The sequence below is a fragment of the Ancrocorticia sp. genome (genome assembly GCF_052089425.1).
Classification (GTDB): Bacteria; Actinomycetota; Actinomycetes; order Actinomycetales; family Actinomycetaceae; genus Ancrocorticia.
Map to the genome: position 1 here is coordinate 123,172 of NZ_JBQCZW010000001.1, position 22,364 is coordinate 145,535.

Genomic DNA, 22,364 nt, shown 5'->3' on the forward strand with positions numbered 1-22,364 from the left:
ATCATCGGCGCCAGTGGTCGAATGTCGTAAGGAGCAGTGGGATGAGTACGTGCAAAACATGCGTGGAGCGAGGTTTGCGCTAAGCGAGTCCCATAACCAGCCAGAACAGGAACTGCTTGACAACTGACGAGCACTAGCTCCCAACCCGCCCTCAGATTTTGTGGTGGAGGGTGCCGCTAGTGTTGGATCATGCGAATTCTTCACACGTCCGATTGGCACCTGGGCCGCAAGCTGCATGGGGCAGATCTCTCCGCGGCATCCGAGCTGTGGTGCCGTCACGTCATTGATCTGGTCCGTGAGCGCGGCATTGACGCCGTTCTCATCTCCGGGGACGTGTATGACAGGGGCGTGCCGCCCACCGAATCCGTGGAGCTCTTCGACGCCATGCTGCGCGAGTTGTCCGAACTGACCACCGTCATCCTGACATCCGGGAACCACGATTCGGCCCACAGACTGGGTTTCGGGGCTGGTTTGATGAAAGATAGCGTGCATATCCGCACTGATTCACGTAATTCGGGTACACCAGTCGAGGTCTGCGATAAGGAAGGAAATCTCGGGGCACTTGTCTACCCGATTCCGTATTTGGACCCGGACGTTGAGAGGCGCCGGCTCGCGCCGCAGATTATTGACGACGGCGGCTACCCATCCGCCGATTACCTCCCGCGCAGCCACGAAGCGGTTCTGGGCGCAGCACTCGATCTGATTGCCCGAGATATCGAGTCCGGCCCGCACGCTGGTGAGGACGTAGCCAGAATCTGCATGGCACACGCCTTCATCACGGGTGGAGAAGCCTCTATATCGGAACGCGATCTACATGTTGGCGGGGTCGATAGTGCGCCGTCGGGCCTGTTCAGGCTGGGCGCGACGGGTAGCGATCCCGGGCCGCTATCCTACGTGGCGCTCGGTCATCTGCACTCTCCGCAGGTGATCGGGCAATCCCATGACCCGCAGATGCGTTACTCCGGCTCGCCGATCGCCTTCTCATTCTCGGAGTCGCGGAAGAAGTCCTCTGTGCTGCTGGACATCACCGGAAACCGGGTGGACACCACGCTGATCGATGCGCCCGTGTGGCGGCCGGTCGTGACGATCGAGGGAACCCTCGAGGAGATTCTCAGCGAAGCCCATATCCCCGATCGGGAGAAGTTTGCTCGGATCATCGATACTGATCAGGCGCGTCCAACGGACCTGACCAGCAAGATTCGGCGAGTCTTCCCCTTCGCGCTGGATATCCAGCATCGTGCGGACGCACTGGAGAAACGGGACACGTTCACGCCCATCGCAGCACAGAAACCGATAGAAATACTGCAGGATTTCATGCGGATTGCGGGGAACCGCGAGCTGACGGGAACCGAAACGGAGCTTCTGACCAACACATGGGAGCACACCCGCCGAGCATTCGAAGGGGAATCAGCATGAGAATTCGACGCCTCGACCTTCAGGCTATCGGCCCATTCGCGGGCCAATGCTTCATCGATTTTGATCGGCTCGGCGCCAGCGGACTCTATCTGCTGGACGGGCCAACGGGTTCCGGCAAGTCCACGATCATCGACGCCATCACGTTTGCTCTGTATGGGAGCGTGGCCGGAGGGGACGATTCGAGCAACGATCGCATCCGGTCCACTCACGCCGAGCCAACCGTAGAGAGTTACGTGGATCTAGTGTTCACCGTCAGTGCTGGAACCTACCGGGTTCGCAGAACACCGAAGTGGTTTAAGCCCGGGAGGCAGAGCGCCGTCAACGCCACGGCGAAACTGTGGAAACTCGAGGATGGCGCTCTCGAATCTGGCGATATCGAGGCGGGACATGTGCTGGAGACCAAGGCGAAGGACGCAGGGACCGCCATCACGGACATCATTGGGCTCAACAAGGCACAGTTCGTTCAAACCATCGTCCTTCCGCAGGGAAAGTTCGCTGAGTTTCTCAAGCTCGGCTCGGTAGCGCGGACTAATCTCCTCGAGCAGATATTCGACACTTCGATCTATCGCGCCTTCGCTGAGGATCTGACCGCAATGGCCTCCAAAGCGGGCAAGACTATCGAAGCCAAAACCCGCGCGTTCCAGCAGGCCGCGGGAACGCTTATCAGTGTTCTGGACCCGGGGGCCGATACTGACGATGGGCCGGATCTGGAAGCAGCGATCGAATCACTGCCTAGTGCAGAGGATGCCGAGCCGCTCCTCGGAATGTTTGAGGACCGTGTTTCCGCAGCGGCGGAACGATCAAAGCGGGCTCAGAGTGTACGCAGCAGTGCCGAAGCTAAGTTGAAGGTTGCTGCCAACGCGCTCGTTGCGGAACAGGAACTCGCCACAAACCTTGAGCGGCGCACCGAGCTGATCAAACAGCAGAAAGTGCTCGATCACCAATTGGCGCGCATGCTCCGTTTTGGCCAAGATCTCGATAAAGATCGGCACGCACGCCAGATCCTGCCCTACGTGAAGGCCGCAGAGGAGGCCGCCAAGCAGAAGAGCGAGGCCACAAAGGCATTGGCGGACGCAACGAGTGCTGCCGAACACGAGGTAAACGATGAATACGCCGCCACGCTCACGCGGCATCTGAACGAGCTTCGGTCGCAAACTGGGTCCCTTCACGAGCTGGAGAGAATCGAACACTCAATCGCGAAGGATTCCGCGAAACAGCAGCAAGACTGCGAAAAGCTGGAAGATCTGAGCAAACAGGAGAAGGCAACAGCAGAAGCGGCTGGTGCCATCCCGGAAAAACTGAGAGCCACTCAAGAGGCGAAGGATCGGGCTGCCGCTCTGGCCGCAACCGTGCCTGCCGCAACCGCCGCCCTGGCCTCGGCCTCGGGCCGCGCAGAGGAGTTCGGCAAGCTTGTGAAGCTGCGCGCCGAGGTTACTAGCGCCAGTGCCGAGGCGGCCACAGCAGCCAAAGCCGTGGGTGACGCTCAGGAGGGGCTGGGCTGGGTGACGGAGATGTGGATCGCGTCCACAGCGGCCAACCTTGCTCTTGAGATGGAGGAGGGCCAGCCATGCCCGGTGTGTGGATCCACCGAGCACCCTGCTCCGGCACCACAATCTGAGGACTCGGCAAGCCGTCAGGACGTAGAGGCTGCAACCACACTGTTCAATCGAAAAAAGAGCGCGTTCGATAAGGCTACAAGCGCACTGGAGGCCCTGCGCGGGCGCGCCGCCACGATGGAAGAAATCCACGTGGGCGAAACGGAGGAATCGCTGGAGCAAGCGATCTCGGATGCCCGTGCCAGCCTCGCCGCAGCGCAGGAAGCCGAACGCGAGCAGCACACGCATAGCGCGCGTTTGACGCAACTCGCAAGCGAACAAGAGGAGCTCGCCGAACGGCTATCCACTCTCCGTTCCGGCATCGCTGCACTCAATTCCACAATCTCCTCCAGACGCGAGCAGATCGAAACCTCCATGGAACGTGTGGAGGCAGGGCGCGGGGAGCACCCGAGCGTGGCCGAGCGCTTGACGGAGCACGAGGCGCAGATAGAGGCGGCGGATACGGAACTGGCGGCCGTGCAGAAGCTGATCGCGGCTACTGAAGCCCAGGCTCAACGCGACGAAGAACTGGCCGGTACGCTGGCAAGTTCCCGGTTCACGAGCGGCCAGGAAGTCAAAGACGCACTGGTGAGTCCGGATGATGCAACGGCGTGGGAGCGCGAGATATCGGATCACCACGATCAGCAGCGCGATATCAACAACTCGCTGAAATCGGCTCCGCTGGCCGACCTCACCGGCGAGGAAATACCGAAGATTGCCGAAGCCACTGAGGCCAATAGTCAGGCAGAGGAAGCAGCACGGCAGGCACAAAGCGCTGCCGCAGATTCCGCGAGCCTCGCCACCCAGTCTCGTCTCAGATTTGAGGATGCAAAACAGAGCCATGCCACATGGGTAGCGGAGGAAGAGAAGGCGGGCCCGATCATTCGCCTCGCGGCTCTGGCCGCCGGCAACCGGCAGTTCTCCCTGACGGGAATCCCCCTTGCCACCTATGTGCTGCAGCAACGCTTCGAACAGGTGGTCCAACGCGCCAATGAGCATCTCTCTGAGATCTCTCTGGGCCGCTACGAACTCCAGACAACTGAGGAAAAGGAATCTGGCACACGCCAGCAGAAGGTCGGCCTCGGCCTACAGATACTGGATCACCAAGGCGAATCCGGCGGGGATTCCATCCGCGCCACCCGGACGCTCTCAGGCGGGGAAACCTTCTATGTGGCACTCTCGCTTGCGCTCGCTCTGGCGGACGTCGTATGCGCAGAAAATGGCGGAATTCAGCTGGACACGCTCCTGATCGATGAGGGCTTCGGTTCGCTCGACGAATCGACGCTCGATCAGGTTATGCAGGTCCTGATGGGTCTGGCTTCGGGAGGTCGCTCGGTGGGTCTGGTCAGCCACGTGTCCGAAATGAAGAAGATGGTGCCCGAACAAATCACCGTGATCCCGCAGCCGGACGGCTCCTCGAAGCTGGAGATCCGAGCCTAGTGCCGGGCTTCGGCTCGCTCAATCATCTCCCGGGCCAACAGGTCGCGTTCGGCCACGTCGTACCACATGAGGTCTTCCTCAGCCACACGTTCGAAGGCCTCATCGTCCCCGCCGCGGGCTAGTTGGACATCGGCTGCAACCTCGTCGCTATCCACGTGTATCGAATCCACTCTGTTCCACTCCAGTGGCACCTCGAGATAGCACGCCGTGGGCAACAGACCTTCCCCACCCGCTCGCGAGTGATCGGCACTAGCAGCTGCAAGCCCGCCCACTTCGGCCGCAATCACTACGCGGGCCGGCGCAGCCCCCGCATCGGCGCTGGCCAGCCGCAATGAGTCATCAGCCGCCGCGTTCATGGCCACGGCCTCCAAGTATTCGGGATCTTCGGGCCCGATTTCACGTTCGAGTTCGGGGGTTGCGGCATGCACAATCCGTGGCGTGATGGCCGCAGGCGTCAGGTCTGAACTAGTTGCTGGAATGAAAATCCTCACGCCATCATGCTAGCCGATTCGGCGGTGCCTTCCCGCGCCAGCTGACAACCTTTCGGATGGCAAACGCCCCGAGGTTCGAGTATTGTACCTACTATAGGTACAATGGAGTGACGGGAAGGAGACGATCATGGGCACCACCATCACCAGCCGCGAGTTCAACCGCGATGTCTCAGCCGCCAAGCGTGCTGCCGAACAGGGACCAGTTACGATCACCGATCATGGACGGCCCTCGCACGTGCTACTCACCGCCCGCGAGTTCGACCAGCTCTCGGGCGGGCAGGAGCCGATGGGCGATCGCCTCTGGAGGGATCAGGACCCGAGCATCGGGCTCGATCTGCCCGAACGCCGTGTAGCGCCCGAGAGACAGCTCGACCTGTGAAGTACCTGCTCGACACCAATGTTCTCAGCGACGCTCGCAGGCAGGCTTACCCCGAGTTCAACTCATGGCTGGCCACTCAACCACGGGCCGATCTGGCGATCAGCGTTGTGGTATTGCTAGAGCTCGAGCGCGGTGTCCTGCAACTAGAGCGCCGAGATCCGGTAGCCGGGGCGCACCTGCGCAGATGGTTGACCACGGACGTCCCGGCAGCCTTCGCCGGCTCGATCCTCACTATCGACGAACGCGTCGCGCGCCGAACAGCGCGCCTCCATGTACCAGATCCGATGCCCGAGATGGACGCACTCATAGCAGCCACGGCGCTGGAGCACCGCCTTACGCTCGTCACCCGCAATACCAAGGACTTCCAGCGCGCGGGCATCGACCTACTCGACCCCCGGTGGCTGTGACCAGATTGGGATGATCGGTAACATACCGTCACGCTAGCCGATTCTGCGGTGCCTGCCTGCGCCCAGCTTGGGTTGCCCAGCTGGCTCAGGCAGAGCAGGCGTCACGGGCAGAAGTTCCTTCGCCCGATCGAGTTTCCCCTTTCGGTTCGGATTTTTTCGACGACGACGAGCCTCCCTTGCCCGTCCCTCCTGCAACAGATCGGATCCGCAGGCACGGGCCACTGCCGCAATGTCGCGGAGGGCCGCGGATTTCGGTACCGCCTCGGCAAGCAGCTGGCCGGACTCCACGGCCGAGCACATGGCACCCGTATCTTCGCGCACCCACAGAATCTCCGAGGTCCCGTATTCGTGAAGGAGCTGGCTGATAGCCGCGCGGTCACGGGGCGCCCGATTGATGAGCACACGCGCATTGACGCCAAGCTCCGCGGCAACGTCGCATTGATCTAATAGGCGGCGGATGCCTAGCGCTCCGGGCTGGCCCACGAGGAGTACCTCGTCCGCTTGCTCCAGAAGGGACAGGGTGAAGCCATCGCGCTGGTTCTGATAGGCGTATTCATCGCGCTGGGCTTCAGACGCGCAGTCCACCACGCTCCAGTCCCATCCTTCGCGAAGGATCGGCCAGAATTCGGCGGCAACCGATTCGGGCAGCTCGCGCCATCGGGCCGCTGAGTTGAGCCCTGCCAAGAACTGAAATCCGGCTACCCCGGCGCATGCCCGCTCCACTAATTGGTGGCCGCGCTCGCCCGCATTCAACGCGCGGAATGCGGCCACAATCGCGGAGGTCTCTTGGCCTAGCGCGAGCATTTGGGCGACCGAGGGCTGGTAAATATCCCCGTCCACGAGCAGAGTTCGCCCAGACCCGGCAAAGGCGTTCGCGAGATCACGCGCGATGGATGACCGCCCAGGACTTCCACTGCTCCCCCACACCGCGATCACCTTGCCGCCACGTCCGGCGGTGGGCACAATCGCTGGCTGCTGTGGCTCATCCATCGGCTCCAAGGAGAGGTTGCGAATACACGCGGCAACCTCAGGTGCGAACGGCGATGCCAGTTGATCGCAGCCGCGATTGCCGTCCGTGCCTTCAGCGCCCGCAATCCCAATGATCCGCACACCGTGAGTATGTAGCTCGGCGGCAGTCACCAGATCCATATCGGATACCACCGCCACAGAACCCAGCCCAGCCGCCGCGCTTGCTAAGAGCTCCACGGTGTCAGCGCATCTTCGCGTGATGTCAATGGGTGGATCGAGCGTTGCGAAGTGCTCAATGATTTCGATTTCTAACGGGCCGCGCACGCTGAGCAGAACGGTCACTGGCCACCGCCCTGAACAAGTACTAGGCCATCCGGCGAGCCGAGGACGGCAAGCACATCGGGGACATATCGATTGTCCACTCGGATTTCCGCACTGTATTGATCGATGCGCATCGAATCGCTACTTGCGATGGACACAATAACAAGATCGCTAGCTATCCGCTCAGCCCCTGAAGCCTCGCCTCCCACCTGCTCTTGGGTCACCCGCCACAGTTCGGCGGGGCTGCCCTTGCCAAGTCCCGCGGGAGCGGGTGCCACCAGCGGAACCACGAGATGGGTATGGCCAGCGCTTACCTCATCTGGCTCCATTAGTCTGTCACTGATGAGCTCGCCCTCCCCCACAACCTGTGAGATCCGGCGGTCTTCCACTCCGTCGGATGGGCCAATGTAGGATTCACCCACATGCGCAGGAACGTCAACAACCTCTAGGTTCGCGGACGAGAGCTCGGTTCCCGGGACAATCGATTCGTTGGCACGGTATACGGCGCGGGTTTCCGGTCCCGCCATGAGAAAGCTCCCGGCCACTGCCGATGCCGCGATGAGAAGAACGCCAAGGGCAAGCCTCGGGTCTTTCCACCGCGAAAAGCTTATTCGTTGTGCTTGTGCCATTGATGATCCCGCCCCTTCGCTAGATGACAGTGATTGTCACACGCGCGAAGGCCTCTTGCAGGAACTATCCACAGGGCTGTGGATAGTCTCAATCATCCTCCCAGACGTGCCAAGATGGATGACATGGGAAAGTTTCTAACGATCGCCGATGTGGCCGAGCTACTCAACGTATCTGCCGGCCAAGTCCGCACTCTTATTCACAGTGGCGAGATTCCGGCCATCCAAGTGGGTGGCCGCGGCCAGTGGCGGATAGATGAGGTTGAGTTGGAGAAGTACATCCAAGCTGGCTATGACCTCACACGCCAACGGATCGCCGAGCAGCAGTTCTAACTCACCCAATCGCTCTCGTGAACTGGCGCCGCCGAGTCTGAAAACTCCTTGTCCTAGATTCCAAGAGAAATAGAAACTACAGAGTTCATGGTGGCACGATTCGTTATCAGATAAAGTTATATGTAGACGAAATGTACCACAGCGGAGGTGAACAGATGTCAACAGTAACTCCTAGAACGGCTGAAGAGGCTGGCTTGTCACGCAGCGGACTGTATCGTGCGTCCAGTGTGGGGCGGATGGAACGGATCGCGCGAGGCATTTACCTACCGATAGATACGCCGGCGGCGGACTGGGATTGGATCGAGGCCGCGACACGTCGCCCGGAGGCGACGATTTGCTTGTCGTCAGCTCTCGCCTACCACGAGCTGACCGATGTCATTCCTTCCGCGCTGGATGTCGCAATCCCGCGCGGAACACGAAATCCGGTGAGTACGGGTGCTATCAAGTGGCATCAGTTCGACCGGGCTACATTCAGCATCGGTAGGGAGGAAATCTCGATCCCGGGCACCGATCAGTCAATCTGGATCTACTCATCTGAGCGATCAATCGTGGACGCGTTCCGGCTGACCGGAACTGTTGGGTACGAACTGCCGCGTGAGGCACTTAAGGAATGGCTACGTCGCGGTGGCAAACCCGCCCGACTGGTGGATATCGCCTATTACCTTCCTCGGGCGAAGGCCCCCTCCTACGGACATTGGAGGCGCTCACATGACCAGAGGCGACGAGGTATTCAGGCGCGCCCGAGAACACGATCGCGGAGAAGGGTGTCACCATTCTGGAACGAGGAATAACAAGCACTCGGTGGCGTGACTACGTCGACATCGTCCAGCTCGCCGTTCGAGGTATCAATGCCGACGAATTGCTCCGCGCTGCGCGATCAGTGGCCCGCTATCGCGGCGTGATCCTCGGCCCCATCGCACCACACGTCGTCGGATATGGGAAGATCGGTCAGGCCAAGTGGGCGGCATGGCGCCGCAAGGAACATCTGGAGGCTGTCTGCGAAGCGGACCTCGACGAGCAAATAGCGCTGGTGGCCTCCTATCTGGATCCTATATTTGGCCGTGACGACGTTCCACCTCTGTCGGACACCAACTAGGCCTTAGCCAGATATGCGGTCTACCCGCCGGACTTGATCCAACCTCACCAACACGCACTCACCGTGAGCGTCGAGCTCAACCCAATCGGCACCAACTGCTTTCACCCGGCCGCGATAGGCCGCGCCTACCGTCTCCAGGCCGATCGGCCCTACACCGCCCATAGCCCTGATCCGCGAACGCAGGCTCAAAGAGGAACTCAGGGAGCCGCCAAGCGGCTGCGTGCGCGCCGTTAGCCCGCGCGCCGCCTCAATCTGGCCGAGAGGTATCAGGGACTGGCCTCGCGCTGTGCGCCCGGCAACCCATGTGGCTCCAACGGCGGAGACTTCCATGGCGATGTATTCCACGGATCCCACCAAACGGAGGCTTATCTCGCCTCCGGTGCTCGCCTGAAGGCGTCCCACCAGCTCCACGCCCTGTTCTTCCGCCTGAAGAAGCTCACTCGCCTCCGCGCGCACCACGCTGAAGGCCTCAGCCGCCATGCGGCTCTCCACATCGGAGATTTCTTCCCAGACGCCCTCGTGGCGCGGGCGGCGATTCGAGTTCATAGCGCGAGCCTAACAAGCCATGACTTGACCAGTAAGTTATCCACAGTTTCCCCGAAATTCCGAGCCCCTCAGAGTTTTCCCCAGCCCTAGGGACTCTCGGCTCACGCAACACTCCGACGAAAGTAGGAGCGCCACCCCCTACCAAAGTAGGAAGCCGTGTATACCCGGCGGAAGGTCCTCACAGAACGCACTCAAACTGTATCTACCGATATCAAACGGCATCATACGTGAAGGTCAGGGGCATGATTCCATGAAAGCATTAGCCACGAGCGTCGCTAGCTTCATCGTTGCTGCCCTCTGCGCCTTCGGAACGATCCGCAGCATCGAGCAGTTTCAGGCAGCGGACACATCCGCAGACCAGCTCACGTGCCTTGTTGTGGCCGGATGCGCCGCGCTCGGATCGATCAGCGCGCTGTGGCTGTTTGTGTCCTATGCGGCGCTGGCCTACGCCACGCTGGCCCCGGCCTTACGGTTGGAGCCTCGCTCGCGGTTCACGAACCCGTCACCGCTACTCCGCTTCGCGGCAGTATTCGGCACGCCAGCAGTGCGCCGTTCCCTCGCGATCATCGGAGTCATGAGCGCCACGGCCCTGCCCGCAAGCGCCGATACGGGTGCCACTGACCTTGGGTGGGGCGCACCGGTAGCGCCGGAAAGAGGCAGTGCGCCCGCCGTCGTCGCCATCAATACTCACACCGTCCAACCGGGAGATTCTCTGTGGTCCATCGCGGCGAACTCCCTCGAACCGGATGCGACTCAAAGCGACATTGCGGCCGAATCCGCGCGCTGGCTTCAGGCCAACCCCGAATCGATCGCCGATCCCAACCTCATATTTCCCGGCCAAGTCCTCAACGCACCACTTTCATCTCAGGATTACTCATGAGCGCTCTCGCAACAGAAACCAGTCCCCTCCACGTCAAGCGGCTCCCTCCCGCCAGGCTAGTACCGGTGCGGGAAACGCCTCCGCCTCCTGCAACGTCTCCTATGCCCGTGACCTCACCGGAGAAGCCATGGGACCGGGTGGCGATCCACGCGGCGGATGAGCCGGTTCCATTCTGGCTGCGTGACGATTTCAATGCCGATTCGCCACTGCCTAAAGATCTGGAGCTGAGCCGGCGGGTGGTGGCGATGCTGCTGGTTCATTCCGTGGAGGTGTTGCTGGGCCATCGCCCGTGCTCACAGCTACGCAATTGGTTGAGCCCTCAGGTGTTTTCCGCGCTCTCCCGGCGCGCCGGCCTAGCCGTGCGAATCAACGGGCGCGCTCCGAGAACCTCTGCCCCACGCGTGCGCCACGTCCAGATATGCAGGCCCCGCGAGCGCGTGGCCGAGGCAATCGTGGTGATCCACGATGGGCAGCAGATCCGCGCCGCCGCCCTGCGGTTCGAGTTCATTCGCGACCGCTGGCGCGTGGTTGCCCTCGAGATTGGCTAGCATCCACGCGCCGTAGGGTCCCGCGTTACTTCTTTTTTTTCTTTGCTGCTGCGCGGCGCTGAGCCCGGTTCATTCCGTCCTGTCCACCGGACCCGCTAGTTCCACCGGCCTTAGGTGCCTTCCCAGTGGTGGACTTGCCAGCAGCATTCATTGTTTGAACTGCGCCGCTTCCGTCCTTCGAGGCGGCGGAGTAGGACACGGGGGCCGTGCGCTTAGGCTGAGTGATTCCGAGGACGGTTTCCGCGTCCACCCGATCGCCCGATTCCTTCGTGGCAGCAACGCTCGCGGAACTCGCGGCCCCAGCAGCATTGGCAGCTCCGGCCACCGCACGCTTGGACCCAGCCCTCGCCATACGCGTGGCCGTGGCTGCCTGGGCGGCGGCCGTAGCCTCCTCGCTGGCGGTGGCAGCTTCGCGGGCCTTGCGCTCACTCGGCAACTCGAAGTTGAACAGGTAGCGGACCGTTTCTTCCTTGATGCCATCGTTCATGGCTTGGAACATGCGGTAGCCCTCGGACTTGTACTCCACCAAGGGGTTGTTTTGGGCCATGGCCCGCAGCCCGATGCCCTCCTTGAGATAGTCCATCTCATAGAGGTGCTCGCGCCACTTGCGGTCCAGCACGGAGAGGAGGACTTGGCGCTCCAGCTCACGCATGGCCTTTTCCCCTACCTCAGATTCACGATCCTCAAAGTTCGCGTGAATATCGGTGGTCAGCTCGGAAAGCAGAGCCTCGTGCTCAAGCTTGTTCTTCCCTCCCACTTCCTCCAGCAGTTCATCTGGCTCGAAGCCGGGGCGGTAGAAAGTGCGTAGATCAGTCCAAATACCTTCAAGATCCCACGAATCGCCGTCAGTGTTGTGGGCATTCACAACATCCTCGGCCACGAAATCGAGGAATCCGCGAACCATCGGATCAATATCTTCACCCTCAAGGATGCGGCGGCGCTCGTCATAAACAACCGTGCGCTGCTCGTTCATCACATCGTCATACTTCAGCACGTTCTTTCGCATCTCCGCATTGCGGGATTCGATGGCGCTCTGGGCACGTTCGATGGATTTGCCCACTACCTTGAATTCGAGCGGAATATCCTCGGGGTAGCGGGATGGATCGAGCGCTCGCGCCGCCATACCGGAAGCAAACAGGCGCATGAGATCGTCTTCAAGCGACAGGTAAAAACGGGATTCGCCAGGATCGCCCTGACGCCCAGAACGCCCGCGTAGCTGATTATCGATACGGCGCGATTCGTGGCGCTCCGAGCCCAAAACATAGAGCCCGCCGAGTTCCACAACCTCATCGTGTTCAGCCGCCACGGCCTCCTTGGCCGCAGCCAGCGCCTCATCCCACGCTGCTTCGTATTCTTCTGGAGTCTCCTCCGGATCCAGCCCCTTCTTCTTCAGGGCATCAACGGCGCGATGCTCGGGGTTGCCACCCAGCATGATGTCCGTACCACGGCCTGCCATGTTGGTTGCCACGGTCACGGCGCCCCTGCGCCCGGCCTCGGCCACAACCGTTGCCTCGCGTTCGTGCTGCTTCGCGTTGAGCATCTCGTGATCAACCCCCGCGCGGCGCAGCAAGGATGAAAGCTCCTCGGACTTCTCCACGCTGGTGGTGCCGATGAGGATCGGCTGTCCCGCCTCATGGCGCTCCTTGATATCGTCCACGATCGAATCGAGCTTCGCGCGCCGCGTCGGGTACACGAGATCCGTGTTGTCCTCGCGGATCATCGGCTTGTTCGTGGGGATCGGGACAACGCCAAGCTCGTAGGTGCTGGAGAATTCCTCGGCCTCCGTCTCGGCTGTACCCGTCATGCCGGACAGTTTGTTGTACAAGCGGAAGTAGTTCTGGAGGGTGATCGTGGCCAGAGTCTGATTCTCCGCCTTGATCGTTACACCTTCCTTGGCCTCAATGGCCTGATGCATACCCTCGTTGTAACGGCGCCCGGCCAACACGCGCCCCGTGTGCTCATCAACGATGAGGACCTCGCCGCTCGTGACGATGTAGTCCTTATCGCGTTCGAACAGTTCCTTGGCCTTGATGGCGTTGTTGAGATATCCGATCAGCGGGGTGTTGAGCGATTCGTACAGGTTATCGATGCCCAGCAGGTCCTCCACCCGGTCAATACCGGGCTCCAAGATGCCCACGTTGCGCTTCTTCTCATCAACCTCATAGTCCGTATCGCGGCGCATCTGGCGCGCCACCCGCGCGAACTCGGTGTACCACTTGTTCGCATCGCCCTCAGCAGGACCCGAGATGATCAACGGGGTTCGCGCCTCGTCGATGAGGATCGAATCCACCTCGTCCACGATCACGAAGTTGTGCTCGCGCTGAACCAAATCAGCGGTCTTCCACGCCATGTTGTCGCGAAGGTAATCGAAACCAAACTCATTGTTCGTCCCGTACGTAATATCTGCCGCATACTCCTTGCGGCGCTGTTCGGGGGTTTGGCCGGACAGGATACAGCCGGTTGTCAGCCCGAGGAACCGGTGAATACGGCCCATCAGCTCAGACTGGTAGGAGGCGAGGTAATCGTTGACCGTCACCACGTGCACGCCCTCGCCAGTGAGAGCATTGAGGTAGGAGGGTAGCGTGGCCACGAGGGTCTTGCCTTCACCTGTCTTCATTTCGGCGATGTTGCCCAAGTGAAGAGCAGCGCCACCCATGATCTGGACATCGTAGGGCCGCTGGCCGATCGTTCGTTGCGCGGCTTCCCGCACGGTCGCGAACGCCTCTGGCAGTAGCGCGTTCAACTCCTCACCATCGGCAAGACGATCCTTGAAGAGTTGAGTCTGCTCCTTCAACTCCTCATCGCTCATCTCAGCGAAGGTTTCCTCGAGCAGATTGACCTGCTTGGTCAGGCCCTCGAGCTTCTTTAGGGTTCGGCCTTCGCCAGCGCGAAGAATCTTATTGAGGAACTTTGGCACGGATACAGTCTCCTTTGTAGGACAAACGATTCCAGACTACCGCCATTGTATGCGCCCGGTCATTTCGCCTTGCGATTAATCCACCACAGGTAGGGGAGTTCGCGGGAGCGTTCGTCGTCGTCGTAAAACGATGTGGGACGACGACGAAGCTCCCGCCAGCGCAAGCCCGCTATCCGCTAACTCTTCAACCGGCGGCGTGCAACCAACATGAGCCCGGCGGCAACCAACAAGACCGCGGCGAAAGCAACTCCGGCAATCTGCGCTCCGGTGTTGGGGAGTTCCTCGCCCGGATCGCTGGGTTGGCCTGAATCCGTGGGCACGCTCGGATCGGTTGACTGATCAGGGCCGGTGGGATCAGGATCTCCCGGCTGAGTGGGCTGGCTGGGATCGGTCGGGTCAGTGGGGTCAGTGGGCTCCCCGGTCGGATCGGTCTCATCCTGCGGCTCGGTGATGAGCTCCCAATTCTCAGTGAAGAAGTTTGCCGGATCGATCACGCCTTCGGCTTCGGCGTATTCGATCATGAGCTCGCGGATCTCTAGTTGCTCGTCCCAGATCGTTTCGTAGGTGGGGTATCCGCCTCCGCCGTTCTGGCGGTAGTTGTTGACGGCCATGACGAACTGATCCGTATCTTCCACGGGCGTTCCATCGGGCATCGTCAGCTCAACGATGCGTTCGCCCACGGGCTTGGTGATATCGATCTTGTAGTTCACACCAAGCAAGGCATCGAAGTTGTAGTCCGGAATGCCACGCGTGGCACCCGGGTACAGGGCGTTCGTGTGAGTATCTGGGTTCCACGGGTTATCAGGGGTTGCCTGAACGAAGAAGCGTGCCGAGTACTCGAGGTAATCCTTGACGTCGCTGCCGGTCAGAAGGGATGCGGCTAGCGTGTTGTCGTAGATGTACAGGCTGGCAATATCCTTGATCGTCAAGTCACCCTCGGGGAACACTGAGGTGCGTGAGAACGGGGAAGTCTGGGCGATCACCGGGAGATTCTCGTATTCGGTGCCCACCAACGATTCTTCCACCTGATCGGTCATCACCTTACCGATGATGTCCAAGATCGGAGTGTCCTCGTAGCGCGAGGTATCGGTGGTCATCAACTCCTTGTTTTGTGCCACCACGGTGTTGACGTATTCGATGGTCTCATCGTGGGCTGCCTGGAGATCGGGATCGTTGAGAATTCTCTCGGAATCTGTGACGTCTTCGCTGTAGTTGGCACTGACCAGATCCTTGATGGCCTCATCGCTTTCCGGCCAATTCACTTCATAATCGGTGGCGGAATCGCCCTCTGTTGCGGTCAGCGGCAGGTCTACCTGCGATACGGAACGAGCCCAAAAGTAGGGCTGGGTGAAGAGAACCGGATCTCCATTCGGAGCTTCGAATAGGTCAACCGGGATGTCCACGTGGGAGTGCCCACCAATCACGAGGTCAATATCATCTACGTTGCTGGCAACGGAGGAGGCAATATTTTCCTGCAGCAATGCGGGATCCCATTGAACACCTTCGGCGTCCTGACCAGAGTGTACGAGGGCCACTACCACATCGGCGCCCGCGGCCTTCATCTCGGGCACATATTCTTGGGCGGTCAGCACAAGGTCACGGAACTCGAGCGTTCCCTCCACGTTGGCCTTGTCCCAGATACGCACTCCGGGCGTGACGAGGCCCAGAACGCCCACGGTCACCTTGTTGCCGTCAATTTCACGGTCCAACATCGTGTAGGGCTCAGTGTAAGGTTCGTCCGTGCCGGCCTTCACCACATTTGCTCCGAGCAACGGAGCATCAGTCTGGTCCGCGTATGTATTCAGGGTCTCGAGCCCGTAGTTGAACTCGTGGTTGCCGAACACTTGGGCATCGTAGCCCACGAGATTAAACGCTGTTGCCATGGGGTGGTTCTCAGGGTTCTTCGCGGCGAGCGAGGTCAGCGGGGTTCCCTGAATGTAATCTCCGTTGTCCAAAACAACAACGGAATCCTCGCCCTTGTCCTCGCGAACATCATCCACGATGGTCGTGACCCGTGAGAGGCCGAGTTCGTTTGGATCCTCAGCGCCACCGGCCGGATACGGCGCGTCAGTGAAATAGTCCCAGTTATAGATGTGACCGTGCACGTCGGTAGTTCCGAGCACGGTCAACTCAATATCGTCTTCTGCTGCATACGCCGGCACCGCAGGTACCAGCACCGCGGCTCCGAGCAGAGCCGCGGCGAATCGCTTGAACATCAAGCCTCCTGTAAATTCATGTGGTCCACGAATTCTATATGAGGCCGCGTTAACGGATGATGAAAACTATGCCGTGCGATTAATCGAGTAGTGCGCGTAGTCCGTGAGGGAATCACGAACGTCGCCTTCGGGAACGCCGTCCAGATAGGCCAGCCCCGATTCCATCCACTGGCGTGCCATCTCCTGAGTTTCCTCCAAGACGGCGTGCTTGCGGAGCATGCCCACAACTTCTTCGAGCGCCTCATCAGATGAGAGATCGGCGTTTTCCAGCCGGTCGAGGATCTGGGCGCCTGCGTCATCGAGCGTGCCAGCTGCCGCGCGCTCACGCAGGAGGATCGTTGGCATAGTATCCACGCCCTCACGAAGGTCAGTGCCCGGTGTTTTACCCGTGGCATCACCCGAGGACATGATGTCAATGACATCGTCTGCGAGCTGGAAGGCTACGCCCACGCGCTCGCCGTACTGGGCCACGATCTCGGCCAGATCTTCGCTACCGCCCGAGGAGAGAACGCCGTAACGCGCGGAGGCGGCGATCAGCGAACCGGTCTTGTCAGCAAGCACGGAAAGATAATGATCCTTCGGGTTGTCACCTGCTGCCAAACCGATCGTCTCATGCAACTGGCCCGTACAGAGCCGCTCAAACATGGTGGCGTGTAGCTCAACGGAGCGCGGGCCCAGCCCGGCAACGATCGTGGAGGCGCGGGAGAACAATATATCCCCAGCCAAGATCGCTACCGTATTGCTGAAAGCCAGCTGTGCTGATTCCACACCGCGGCGCATGGGAGCTTCATCCATGACGTCGTCGTGGTACAGCGACGCCAGATGAGTCAGCTCCACCGCCACGGCGGAATCGTAGACGGCCTGCGCCTCGGGATCTGGCCCGAGTTCGGACGTCAGGAACACAAGGGCGGGGCGGAGGCGCTTACCTCCGGCCTTCGCCAAGTGGGACGTTGCCGGATCGATCTGGAGATCGTCCATGCGGACGTGCTCATCCAGCATCGATTCAACGCGTTCCATCCGGGTGCTGAGCCGATCACCGAGGGCACCTAGGCTGTTCGAGGTACTCACAGCATGAACACCGCGGCTTCACCAAGGAAGTCGAGGATTGGCTGAGGGAACACACCCAGTGCCACCGTGAGGATCGCACAGGCGATGATCGCCACGATCGAGAAGCCTTCGGAGGCGACCGTTTGTGAGCCTTCCACAGGATCCCGGAAGAACATGTAACTGATCAAACGGAAGTAGAAGAACGCGGTTGCGGCGGAGGCCAGCACGGCCAACACCACCAGAACGGTGCCACCGTTAGCCACACCTGCCGAGAAGGCCGCGAACTTTCCGATGAAGCCGGACGTGAGCGGGATACCAGCGAAGGAGAGAAGGAAGATCGCCATCGAGGTGGCAAGCAGGGGGTTGGTTTTGCCCAAGCCCTGCCACTTCTCAAGCGTTGTCGCTTCGCCCAGAATGTTGCCCTCCGTATCGGTTTCCCGAACCAGAGTGACAATCCCGAATGCTCCAACGGAGGCGATTCCGTAGGCCAGAAGGTAGAACGCCGTGGCGGAGATGCCCTGCTGGCTAAAGCTGGCCACACCGATCAGGATGAAGCCCGCGTGCGCGATGGAGGAATATGCCAACATGCGCTTGATATCGGTCTGAATCAACCCCATCACGGTGCCGATCGCCATGGTCACGATGATGACGGTCCACAGGACAGGAGTGATCTCCCACTGAACGCCAGAGCCAATCACGTAGAGGAAGCGAAGCATCGCAGCAAAGGCGGCAATCTTGGTGCCCGCAGCCATGTATCCCGTGACCGGGGTTGGTGCGCCCTGATAGGTATCTGGGGTCCACGCATGGAACGGCGCCGCGCCCACCTTGAAGAGCAGGCCCACAAGCACCATCGTCACGCCGGCGATGAGCAGCATGTCCATGCCGGTGCCCGTCGCAATCTTGGTGCCGATGCCGCGGAACGTCAGCGCTCCGGAGTATCCGTACAGGAGCGCTGAACCCATGAGGAAGAATCCGGAGGAGAAAGCGCCAAGCACGAAGTACTTCATCGCGGCCTCTTGGGAGAGGGCGCGCCGGCGGCGTGCGGTTGCCGTGAGAACGTACAGAGGCAGGGAAAGGACTTCCAGTGCAATGAACAGCGTCAGAAGATCGCCGGCCGATGCGAAGGTGAGCATGCCACCCAAGGAGAACAGCATGAGCGGGAACACTTCAGTTTGCTGAAGGTTCGCGGTGGTTGCCTCGCGCTCATCGCTGGATCCTGGCTGTGTGGCCGCGGAGGCCACGAAGGCGCCCTCGCCGGTCTGCGTACGATCGGCGATCACGAGAAGTGCCACGAGCGCGCAAACCAAGATGATGAGCTGGAATGCCAACGCCGCACCATCTTCCACGAAGGTTCCAACATCGGTTGAACCATCGGGAGCCATGGCGATAGAGGTGGGGCCGTCAGCCGAAACCACGGTCCAGCGCCATACAACGCTCACCACGGCGGCAGCAATGGCGATCATCGACAACACCACTTGCACGCCTCGGCGTGCTTGGCGAGGAATGAACGCCTCAAAAATGACGGCCAATACCGCAGAACCCAGAATGATAAGGATGGGTGTGAGCGCGGCCCAATCGATCATAGGCGAATTCACTTCGCGCTCCCTTCCGCGGCCACAGTGGCCGCATCGTCCGCGTATTCACCGATGGCAACCGGTTCGTCTTCCACGAAGAGAACCTGAGCGTGGTTCTCGGCAACTGGGCGCACCATGTCCAACACCGGTGCCGGAGCGAAACCGAGGAACAGCATCGCTGCGATAAGAATGCCAGACACTGTCTTTTCACGCCCGTTGAGGTCCGGCTTCTCGATCTCCGGCCGTGAGCCAGTGAAGATTCGCTGGTAGGGCCACAGAATGTACAAAGCTGCGAGGATAACTCCCAGAACGGCTACGATCGCTAGCCCCGCATTGACCTGATAGGTGCCCACGAGGATGAGGTATTCGGGAACGAACCCAGAAAGTCCGGGCAGGGCAACGGAAGCCAAGCCCGCAATCAGGAACGAACCGGCGATGAGTGGGGTAACGCGCTGCCAACCACCGTAATCGGCGATCTTGTGCGATTCACCTCGCTTGGCCAAGAAGCCAACCGTCAGGAAGAGCGCACCGGTTGCCACGCCGTGGGCAACCATGTACAGGATCGCACCGGTCATGGCCACGGAGCTTCCGGAGAAGATACCCAAAACCATGAAGCCGAAGTGGCTGACGGATGTGTAGGCGATCAGCCGCATGAGATCCTTCGAGGCGATGGCCATGAAGCCACCCCACAGGATGGAGACAACAGCCAACACCATGATCACGGGAGCGGCGTCGCGTGCCGCCTGCCCAAACAGTGGCAAGCAGAAAGCGATCATGCCGTAGGTGCCGATCTTATCCAGCACACCAACGAGGAGTGTGGATACCCCAGCTGGGGCTTCCTCCGTTGTATCCGGGAGCCAGGTGTGGACCGGGAACATCGGGGCCTTGATCGCGAACGCGATGAAGAAGGAGAGGAACAGGGCCATCTGAACACCGGCGGAACCGGATACGGCACCTGCCAGATTCTCCAGAAGGAAGCCCTGCGGGCCACCGGGGCCCTGAATGTACACGGCCACAACGCCCACCAGCATGATGAGCCCGCCAACCAAGGAGTACAGCAAGAACTTGATCGCTGCTCGCTGGCTGTTCTTCCCGCCGTAACGGCCAATCAGGAAGAACATCGGGACCAGCATGATCTCGAAGAGCAGGTAGAACACGAACACATCACGCGCGGCGAACAGGCCGATCATGATGGCTTCGAGCAGCAGGATCCATGCAACAAAACCTGCCCCGCGGGATTCGGACTGGCCATCAAAATCGGCCCATGAGGCCAGAAGAACCAGCGGCACCAACAGGGTAGCCAAGCCAATCATCACGGCGCCCATCCCGTTGACACCCCACGCGATGGAGGTGCCAATCGCGGGGATCCACGAGTAGGTTTCGGCCAGCTGCGTGGTTCCAGCAGCTCCAAAATCGAAGCTTGTCAGGGCAACGATGAACAGCACGAAGATGAGTGTAGAGGTGCACAGGCCGAACGGCATTGCCGCTTTGTGTAGCGGCTTGACAAGCCACAGCACCAGCGCGGCAATAACAGCCAGCACGATGAGTAGGGTCAGCCAGGGAAAGGCTGCCTCGTTCACGGAAAGCATCTAGTTTTTATCCTTCCCCGTCAGATCCGCGTAGCCAAAGCGATGATGAGGGCGATAACCACACCCACCAGCATGTAGCTTGCATAGGTCCGGACGTAACCGTTCTGCAGATGGGCAACGATCTTGCCTATCCCGGTTGTTGCCTTGGCAACGCCGTTCACGGCGCCGTCTACAACGTATTCGTCAACCACGGCAACGCCGGTGGTGATTGCACGTCCACCATCCATGAAGATGCGTTCGTTCACAGTGTCCTGATACAGATCCTCGCGCGCGGCCTGCGTCAGAGCATTGCCCTCAGGCGCGATCGTGGGTACTGGCTTGGACAAGTACATGAACCATGCAACGGCAACGCCCACGGCAACGAGTACCAGAGTGAGCCCGGTGATAACCGGAACGGACAGAACGGGTTCGCCGTGTTCGCCATGTCCAATGGCTGGCTCAAGCCACTCAACGAAGCTGAAGTGGTTGAGGAGGAAGCCCAGAATGAGCGACCCCACGGCCAGCACAATCTGCGGCACGTACATGGATGCGGGTGCCTCGTGAGGGTGCTTGGCGTTCGGACCCTCCTCGGAGAAGCGCTCCTTGCCATGGAAGATCATGAAGAACATGCGGGACATGTAGAAGGCCGTCAGGCCCGCAACCAGCAGTGTGAGTGTTCCAAACACCCACGGCTGCCAGCCATCGCCCACGAATGCGGTTTCGATGATCTTGTCCTTGGAATAGAACCCTGACAAGAACGGGAAGCCGATGATCGCCAGATAGCCGCACAGGAACGTAGCCCACGTGATGGGCATGTGCTTGCGCAAGCCACCGAAGCCGCGCATGTTCACTTCGTCGCCCATCGCATGCATCACGGAGCCTGCACCAAGGAACATGTTGGCCTTGAAGAAGCCGTGCGTGACCAGATGGAAGATAGCGAAACCTGCACCAACCGGCCCCAACCCAGCGGCCAGCATCATGTATCCGATCTGGGACATGGTCGAGGCCGCGAGGACCTTCTTCATATCGTCCTTGGCGGCACCAACGATGGCACCAAATACCAAGGTGATCACGCCAATGACGGCCACGGTGAGCTGTGCCGCCTCGGACACCGCGTACACGGCGCCGGAACGAACCATGAGGTACACGCCGGCCGTCACCATCGTGGCGGCGTGGATGAGTGCCGAAACGGGCGTTGGGCCCGCCATCGCATCGCCCAACCATGCCTGCAGCGGGAACTGAGCAGATTTACCACAGGCAGCCACCAGCAGGAAGATTCCAATCGCTGTGGCGGTTCCTTGGCTGACGCCCTCGAGTCCAGCGTTCACACCGTCAAAGGCGACGGTCCCGAACGCGTTGAACATGATCATCATCGCGATGAGCATGCCCATATCGCCCACACGGTTCATGATGAAGGCCTTCTTACCGGCCGCGGCGTTCTCCGGCACCTGATTCCAGAAGGAGATGAGAAGGTAGGAAGCCAGTCCTACGCCTTCCCAGCCCACGAAGAGGACCAGATAGGAGTTGCCGAGCACCAGAAGAAGCATGGAGGCAACGAATAGGTTGAGGTAAGCGAAGAAGCGGCGCCGATCAGGATCGTGCTTCATGTACCCAACCGAATAGATATGGATGAGGGTGCCCACGCCGGTCACCAGAAGGAGGAACGTGAGCGATAGCGGATCCACGCGCATGGCAAGATCGATTGAAAATTCGCCTGCCGGGACCCAGCGGTACACAACCGTGTCAAGGACACGTTCGCCCGTTGGCTGGCCGAGAACCTGGAACAACGCGGCAACGGCTACCGCAAAGGATGCCGTTGACGTGGCAATACCAAGCCAGTGGCCCCACGCGTTTGCCGCTTTGCCTGCGAGCAGGAGAATTCCCGCACCGAATAGCGGCAGAGCAACACAAAGCCAGATCACACTGGAGGGACCGGTTGCTTCGATAGCACCGGACGCAGCAGTAACGCTGACTGGAGAAAGACCCAGAGTCAAT

At 60.3% G+C, this 22,364-nt stretch carries 19 protein-coding genes; 9 read left to right on the forward strand and 10 right to left on the reverse strand.

Features of this window, described 5'->3' with window-relative positions; translation table 11 throughout:
- Window positions 1-189: 189 nt before the first annotated feature.
- Window positions 190-1,416: an exonuclease SbcCD subunit D gene (locus ACTHV6_RS00560; protein ID WP_441385304.1), complete on the forward strand. Its 1,227-nt coding sequence runs from the start codon at window positions 190-192 to the stop codon at window positions 1,414-1,416.
- Entirely contained in the window at window positions 1,413-4,451 is a 3,039-nt protein-coding gene (locus ACTHV6_RS00565) for an AAA family ATPase (RefSeq protein ID WP_441385305.1), read from the forward strand. The genes ACTHV6_RS00560 and ACTHV6_RS00565 overlap by 4 nt, the downstream gene beginning before the upstream one ends.
- Here the strand turns inward: ACTHV6_RS00565 and ACTHV6_RS00570 are convergent.
- Window positions 4,448-4,942 (reverse strand): DUF6912 family protein, encoded by a 495-nt coding sequence (locus tag ACTHV6_RS00570; protein ID WP_441385306.1) that lies wholly within the window; start codon window positions 4,940-4,942, stop codon window positions 4,448-4,450. The two genes, ACTHV6_RS00565 and ACTHV6_RS00570, sit on opposite strands and share 4 nt — an antisense overlap.
- Before the next feature lie 127 nt (window positions 4,943-5,069).
- Here ACTHV6_RS00570 and ACTHV6_RS00575 point away from each other — a divergent pair, with 127 nt between their 5' ends.
- On the forward strand, window positions 5,070-5,321 hold the full coding sequence (locus tag ACTHV6_RS00575) for a type II toxin-antitoxin system prevent-host-death family antitoxin (protein WP_441385307.1): 252 nt from the start codon (window positions 5,070-5,072) through the stop codon (window positions 5,319-5,321).
- Entirely contained in the window at window positions 5,318-5,728 is a 411-nt protein-coding gene (locus ACTHV6_RS00580) for a type II toxin-antitoxin system VapC family toxin (protein ID WP_441385308.1), read from the forward strand. The genes ACTHV6_RS00575 and ACTHV6_RS00580 overlap by 4 nt, the downstream gene beginning before the upstream one ends.
- Window positions 5,729-5,761: 33 nt before the next feature.
- On the opposite strand, the gene ACTHV6_RS00585 is transcribed toward ACTHV6_RS00580, so the two are convergent.
- Both ACTHV6_RS00585 and ACTHV6_RS00590 read right to left on the reverse strand, forming a co-directional pair.
- Entirely contained in the window at window positions 5,762-7,039 is a 1,278-nt protein-coding gene (locus ACTHV6_RS00585) for an AAA family ATPase (protein WP_441385309.1), read from the reverse strand.
- Window positions 7,036-7,647: a hypothetical protein gene (locus tag ACTHV6_RS00590; RefSeq protein ID WP_441385310.1), complete on the reverse strand. Its 612-nt coding sequence runs from the start codon at window positions 7,645-7,647 to the stop codon at window positions 7,036-7,038. The genes ACTHV6_RS00585 and ACTHV6_RS00590 overlap by 4 nt, the downstream gene beginning before the upstream one ends.
- Window positions 7,648-7,770: 123 nt before the next feature.
- Between ACTHV6_RS00590 and ACTHV6_RS00595 the strand changes: the two genes are divergently transcribed.
- The 3 genes from ACTHV6_RS00595 (at window position 7,771) to ACTHV6_RS00605 (ending at window position 9,073) form a co-directional block, all read left to right on the forward strand.
- Window positions 7,771-7,977 (forward strand): helix-turn-helix domain-containing protein, encoded by a 207-nt coding sequence (locus tag ACTHV6_RS00595; RefSeq protein WP_441385311.1) that lies wholly within the window; start codon window positions 7,771-7,773, stop codon window positions 7,975-7,977.
- Between the two features lie 155 nt (window positions 7,978-8,132).
- On the forward strand, window positions 8,133-8,768 hold the full coding sequence (locus ACTHV6_RS00600) for a type IV toxin-antitoxin system AbiEi family antitoxin domain-containing protein (RefSeq protein WP_441385312.1): 636 nt from the start codon (window positions 8,133-8,135) through the stop codon (window positions 8,766-8,768).
- A complete protein-coding gene (locus tag ACTHV6_RS00605) occupies window positions 8,765-9,073 on the forward strand; it encodes a hypothetical protein (RefSeq protein WP_441385373.1) in 309 nt (102 codons plus the stop codon). Before ACTHV6_RS00600 ends, ACTHV6_RS00605 begins: the two co-directional genes overlap by 4 nt.
- A gap of 3 nt (window positions 9,074-9,076) precedes the next feature.
- On the opposite strand, the gene ACTHV6_RS00610 is transcribed toward ACTHV6_RS00605, so the two are convergent.
- On the reverse strand, window positions 9,077-9,619 hold the full coding sequence (locus ACTHV6_RS00610; protein ID WP_441385313.1) for a hypothetical protein: 543 nt from the start codon (window positions 9,617-9,619) through the stop codon (window positions 9,077-9,079).
- A gap of 250 nt (window positions 9,620-9,869) precedes the next feature.
- Here ACTHV6_RS00610 and ACTHV6_RS00615 point away from each other — a divergent pair, with 250 nt between their 5' ends.
- Together ACTHV6_RS00615 and ACTHV6_RS00620 are read left to right on the forward strand one after the other, a co-directional pair.
- A complete protein-coding gene (locus tag ACTHV6_RS00615) occupies window positions 9,870-10,499 on the forward strand; it encodes a LysM peptidoglycan-binding domain-containing protein (RefSeq protein ID WP_441385314.1) in 630 nt (209 codons plus the stop codon).
- Entirely contained in the window at window positions 10,496-11,047 is a 552-nt protein-coding gene (locus ACTHV6_RS00620; protein WP_441385315.1) for an Rv3235 family protein, read from the forward strand. Before ACTHV6_RS00615 ends, ACTHV6_RS00620 begins: the two co-directional genes overlap by 4 nt.
- A 25-nt stretch (window positions 11,048-11,072) precedes the next feature.
- Here ACTHV6_RS00620 and secA read toward each other — a convergent pair whose 3' ends face one another.
- The 6 genes from secA to nuoL all read right to left on the reverse strand — a co-directional run bounded on the left by secA (window position 11,073) and on the right by nuoL (window position 22,363).
- Window positions 11,073-13,964 carry a preprotein translocase subunit SecA gene (gene secA / locus ACTHV6_RS00625; protein ID WP_441385316.1) on the reverse strand — a complete coding sequence of 964 codons (2,892 nt, stop codon included), beginning with the start codon at window positions 13,962-13,964 and terminating at the stop codon, window positions 11,073-11,075.
- Between the two features lie 176 nt (window positions 13,965-14,140).
- Window positions 14,141-16,180 (reverse strand): bifunctional metallophosphatase/5'-nucleotidase, encoded by a 2,040-nt coding sequence (locus ACTHV6_RS00630; protein ID WP_441385317.1) that lies wholly within the window; start codon window positions 16,178-16,180, stop codon window positions 14,141-14,143.
- Between the two features lie 66 nt (window positions 16,181-16,246).
- A complete protein-coding gene (locus tag ACTHV6_RS00635; protein ID WP_441385318.1) occupies window positions 16,247-17,248 on the reverse strand; it encodes a polyprenyl synthetase family protein in 1,002 nt (333 codons plus the stop codon).
- Entirely contained in the window at window positions 17,245-18,810 is a 1,566-nt protein-coding gene (gene nuoN / locus ACTHV6_RS00640) for an NADH-quinone oxidoreductase subunit NuoN (RefSeq protein WP_441385374.1), read from the reverse strand. The genes ACTHV6_RS00635 and nuoN overlap by 4 nt, the downstream gene beginning before the upstream one ends.
- An 8-nt stretch (window positions 18,811-18,818) precedes the next feature.
- Window positions 18,819-20,390, reverse strand: a complete 1,572-nt coding sequence (locus tag ACTHV6_RS00645) for an NADH-quinone oxidoreductase subunit M (RefSeq protein ID WP_441385319.1) — start codon at window positions 20,388-20,390, stop codon at window positions 18,819-18,821.
- Between the two features lie 20 nt (window positions 20,391-20,410).
- The gene (gene nuoL / locus ACTHV6_RS00650; RefSeq protein ID WP_441385320.1) at window positions 20,411-22,363 is read right to left on the reverse strand and encodes an NADH-quinone oxidoreductase subunit L; all 1,953 of its coding nucleotides are present in this window, start codon (window positions 22,361-22,363) and stop codon (window positions 20,411-20,413) included.
- Window position 22,364: the final 1 nt, after the last annotated feature.

What these genes read in the sequence shown, in the direction of transcription:
- ACTHV6_RS00560 (WP_441385304.1), top strand. Translation starts at nt 190, where the DNA reads ATGCGAATTCTTCACACGTCCGATTGGCACCTGGGCCGCAAGCTGCAT.
- ACTHV6_RS00565 (WP_441385305.1), top strand. Translation starts at nt 1,413, where the DNA reads ATGAGAATTCGACGCCTCGACCTTCAGGCTATCGGCCCATTCGCGGGC.
- ACTHV6_RS00575 (WP_441385307.1), top strand. Translation starts at nt 5,070, where the DNA reads ATGGGCACCACCATCACCAGCCGCGAGTTCAACCGCGATGTCTCAGCC.
- ACTHV6_RS00590 (WP_441385310.1), bottom strand. Translation starts at nt 7,647, where the DNA reads ATGGCACAAGCACAACGAATAAGCTTTTCGCGGTGGAAAGACCCGAGG.
- ACTHV6_RS00595 (WP_441385311.1), top strand. Translation starts at nt 7,771, where the DNA reads ATGGGAAAGTTTCTAACGATCGCCGATGTGGCCGAGCTACTCAACGTA.
- ACTHV6_RS00600 (WP_441385312.1), top strand. Translation starts at nt 8,133, where the DNA reads ATGTCAACAGTAACTCCTAGAACGGCTGAAGAGGCTGGCTTGTCACGC.
- ACTHV6_RS00610 (WP_441385313.1), bottom strand. Translation starts at nt 9,619, where the DNA reads ATGAACTCGAATCGCCGCCCGCGCCACGAGGGCGTCTGGGAAGAAATC.
- ACTHV6_RS00615 (WP_441385314.1), top strand. Translation starts at nt 9,870, where the DNA reads ATGAAAGCATTAGCCACGAGCGTCGCTAGCTTCATCGTTGCTGCCCTC.
- ACTHV6_RS00620 (WP_441385315.1), top strand. Translation starts at nt 10,496, where the DNA reads ATGAGCGCTCTCGCAACAGAAACCAGTCCCCTCCACGTCAAGCGGCTC.
- ACTHV6_RS00630 (WP_441385317.1), bottom strand. Translation starts at nt 16,180, where the DNA reads ATGTTCAAGCGATTCGCCGCGGCTCTGCTCGGAGCCGCGGTGCTGGTA.
- nuoN (WP_441385374.1), bottom strand. Translation starts at nt 18,810, where the DNA reads ATGATCGATTGGGCCGCGCTCACACCCATCCTTATCATTCTGGGTTCT.
- ACTHV6_RS00645 (WP_441385319.1), bottom strand. Translation starts at nt 20,390, where the DNA reads ATGCTTTCCGTGAACGAGGCAGCCTTTCCCTGGCTGACCCTACTCATC.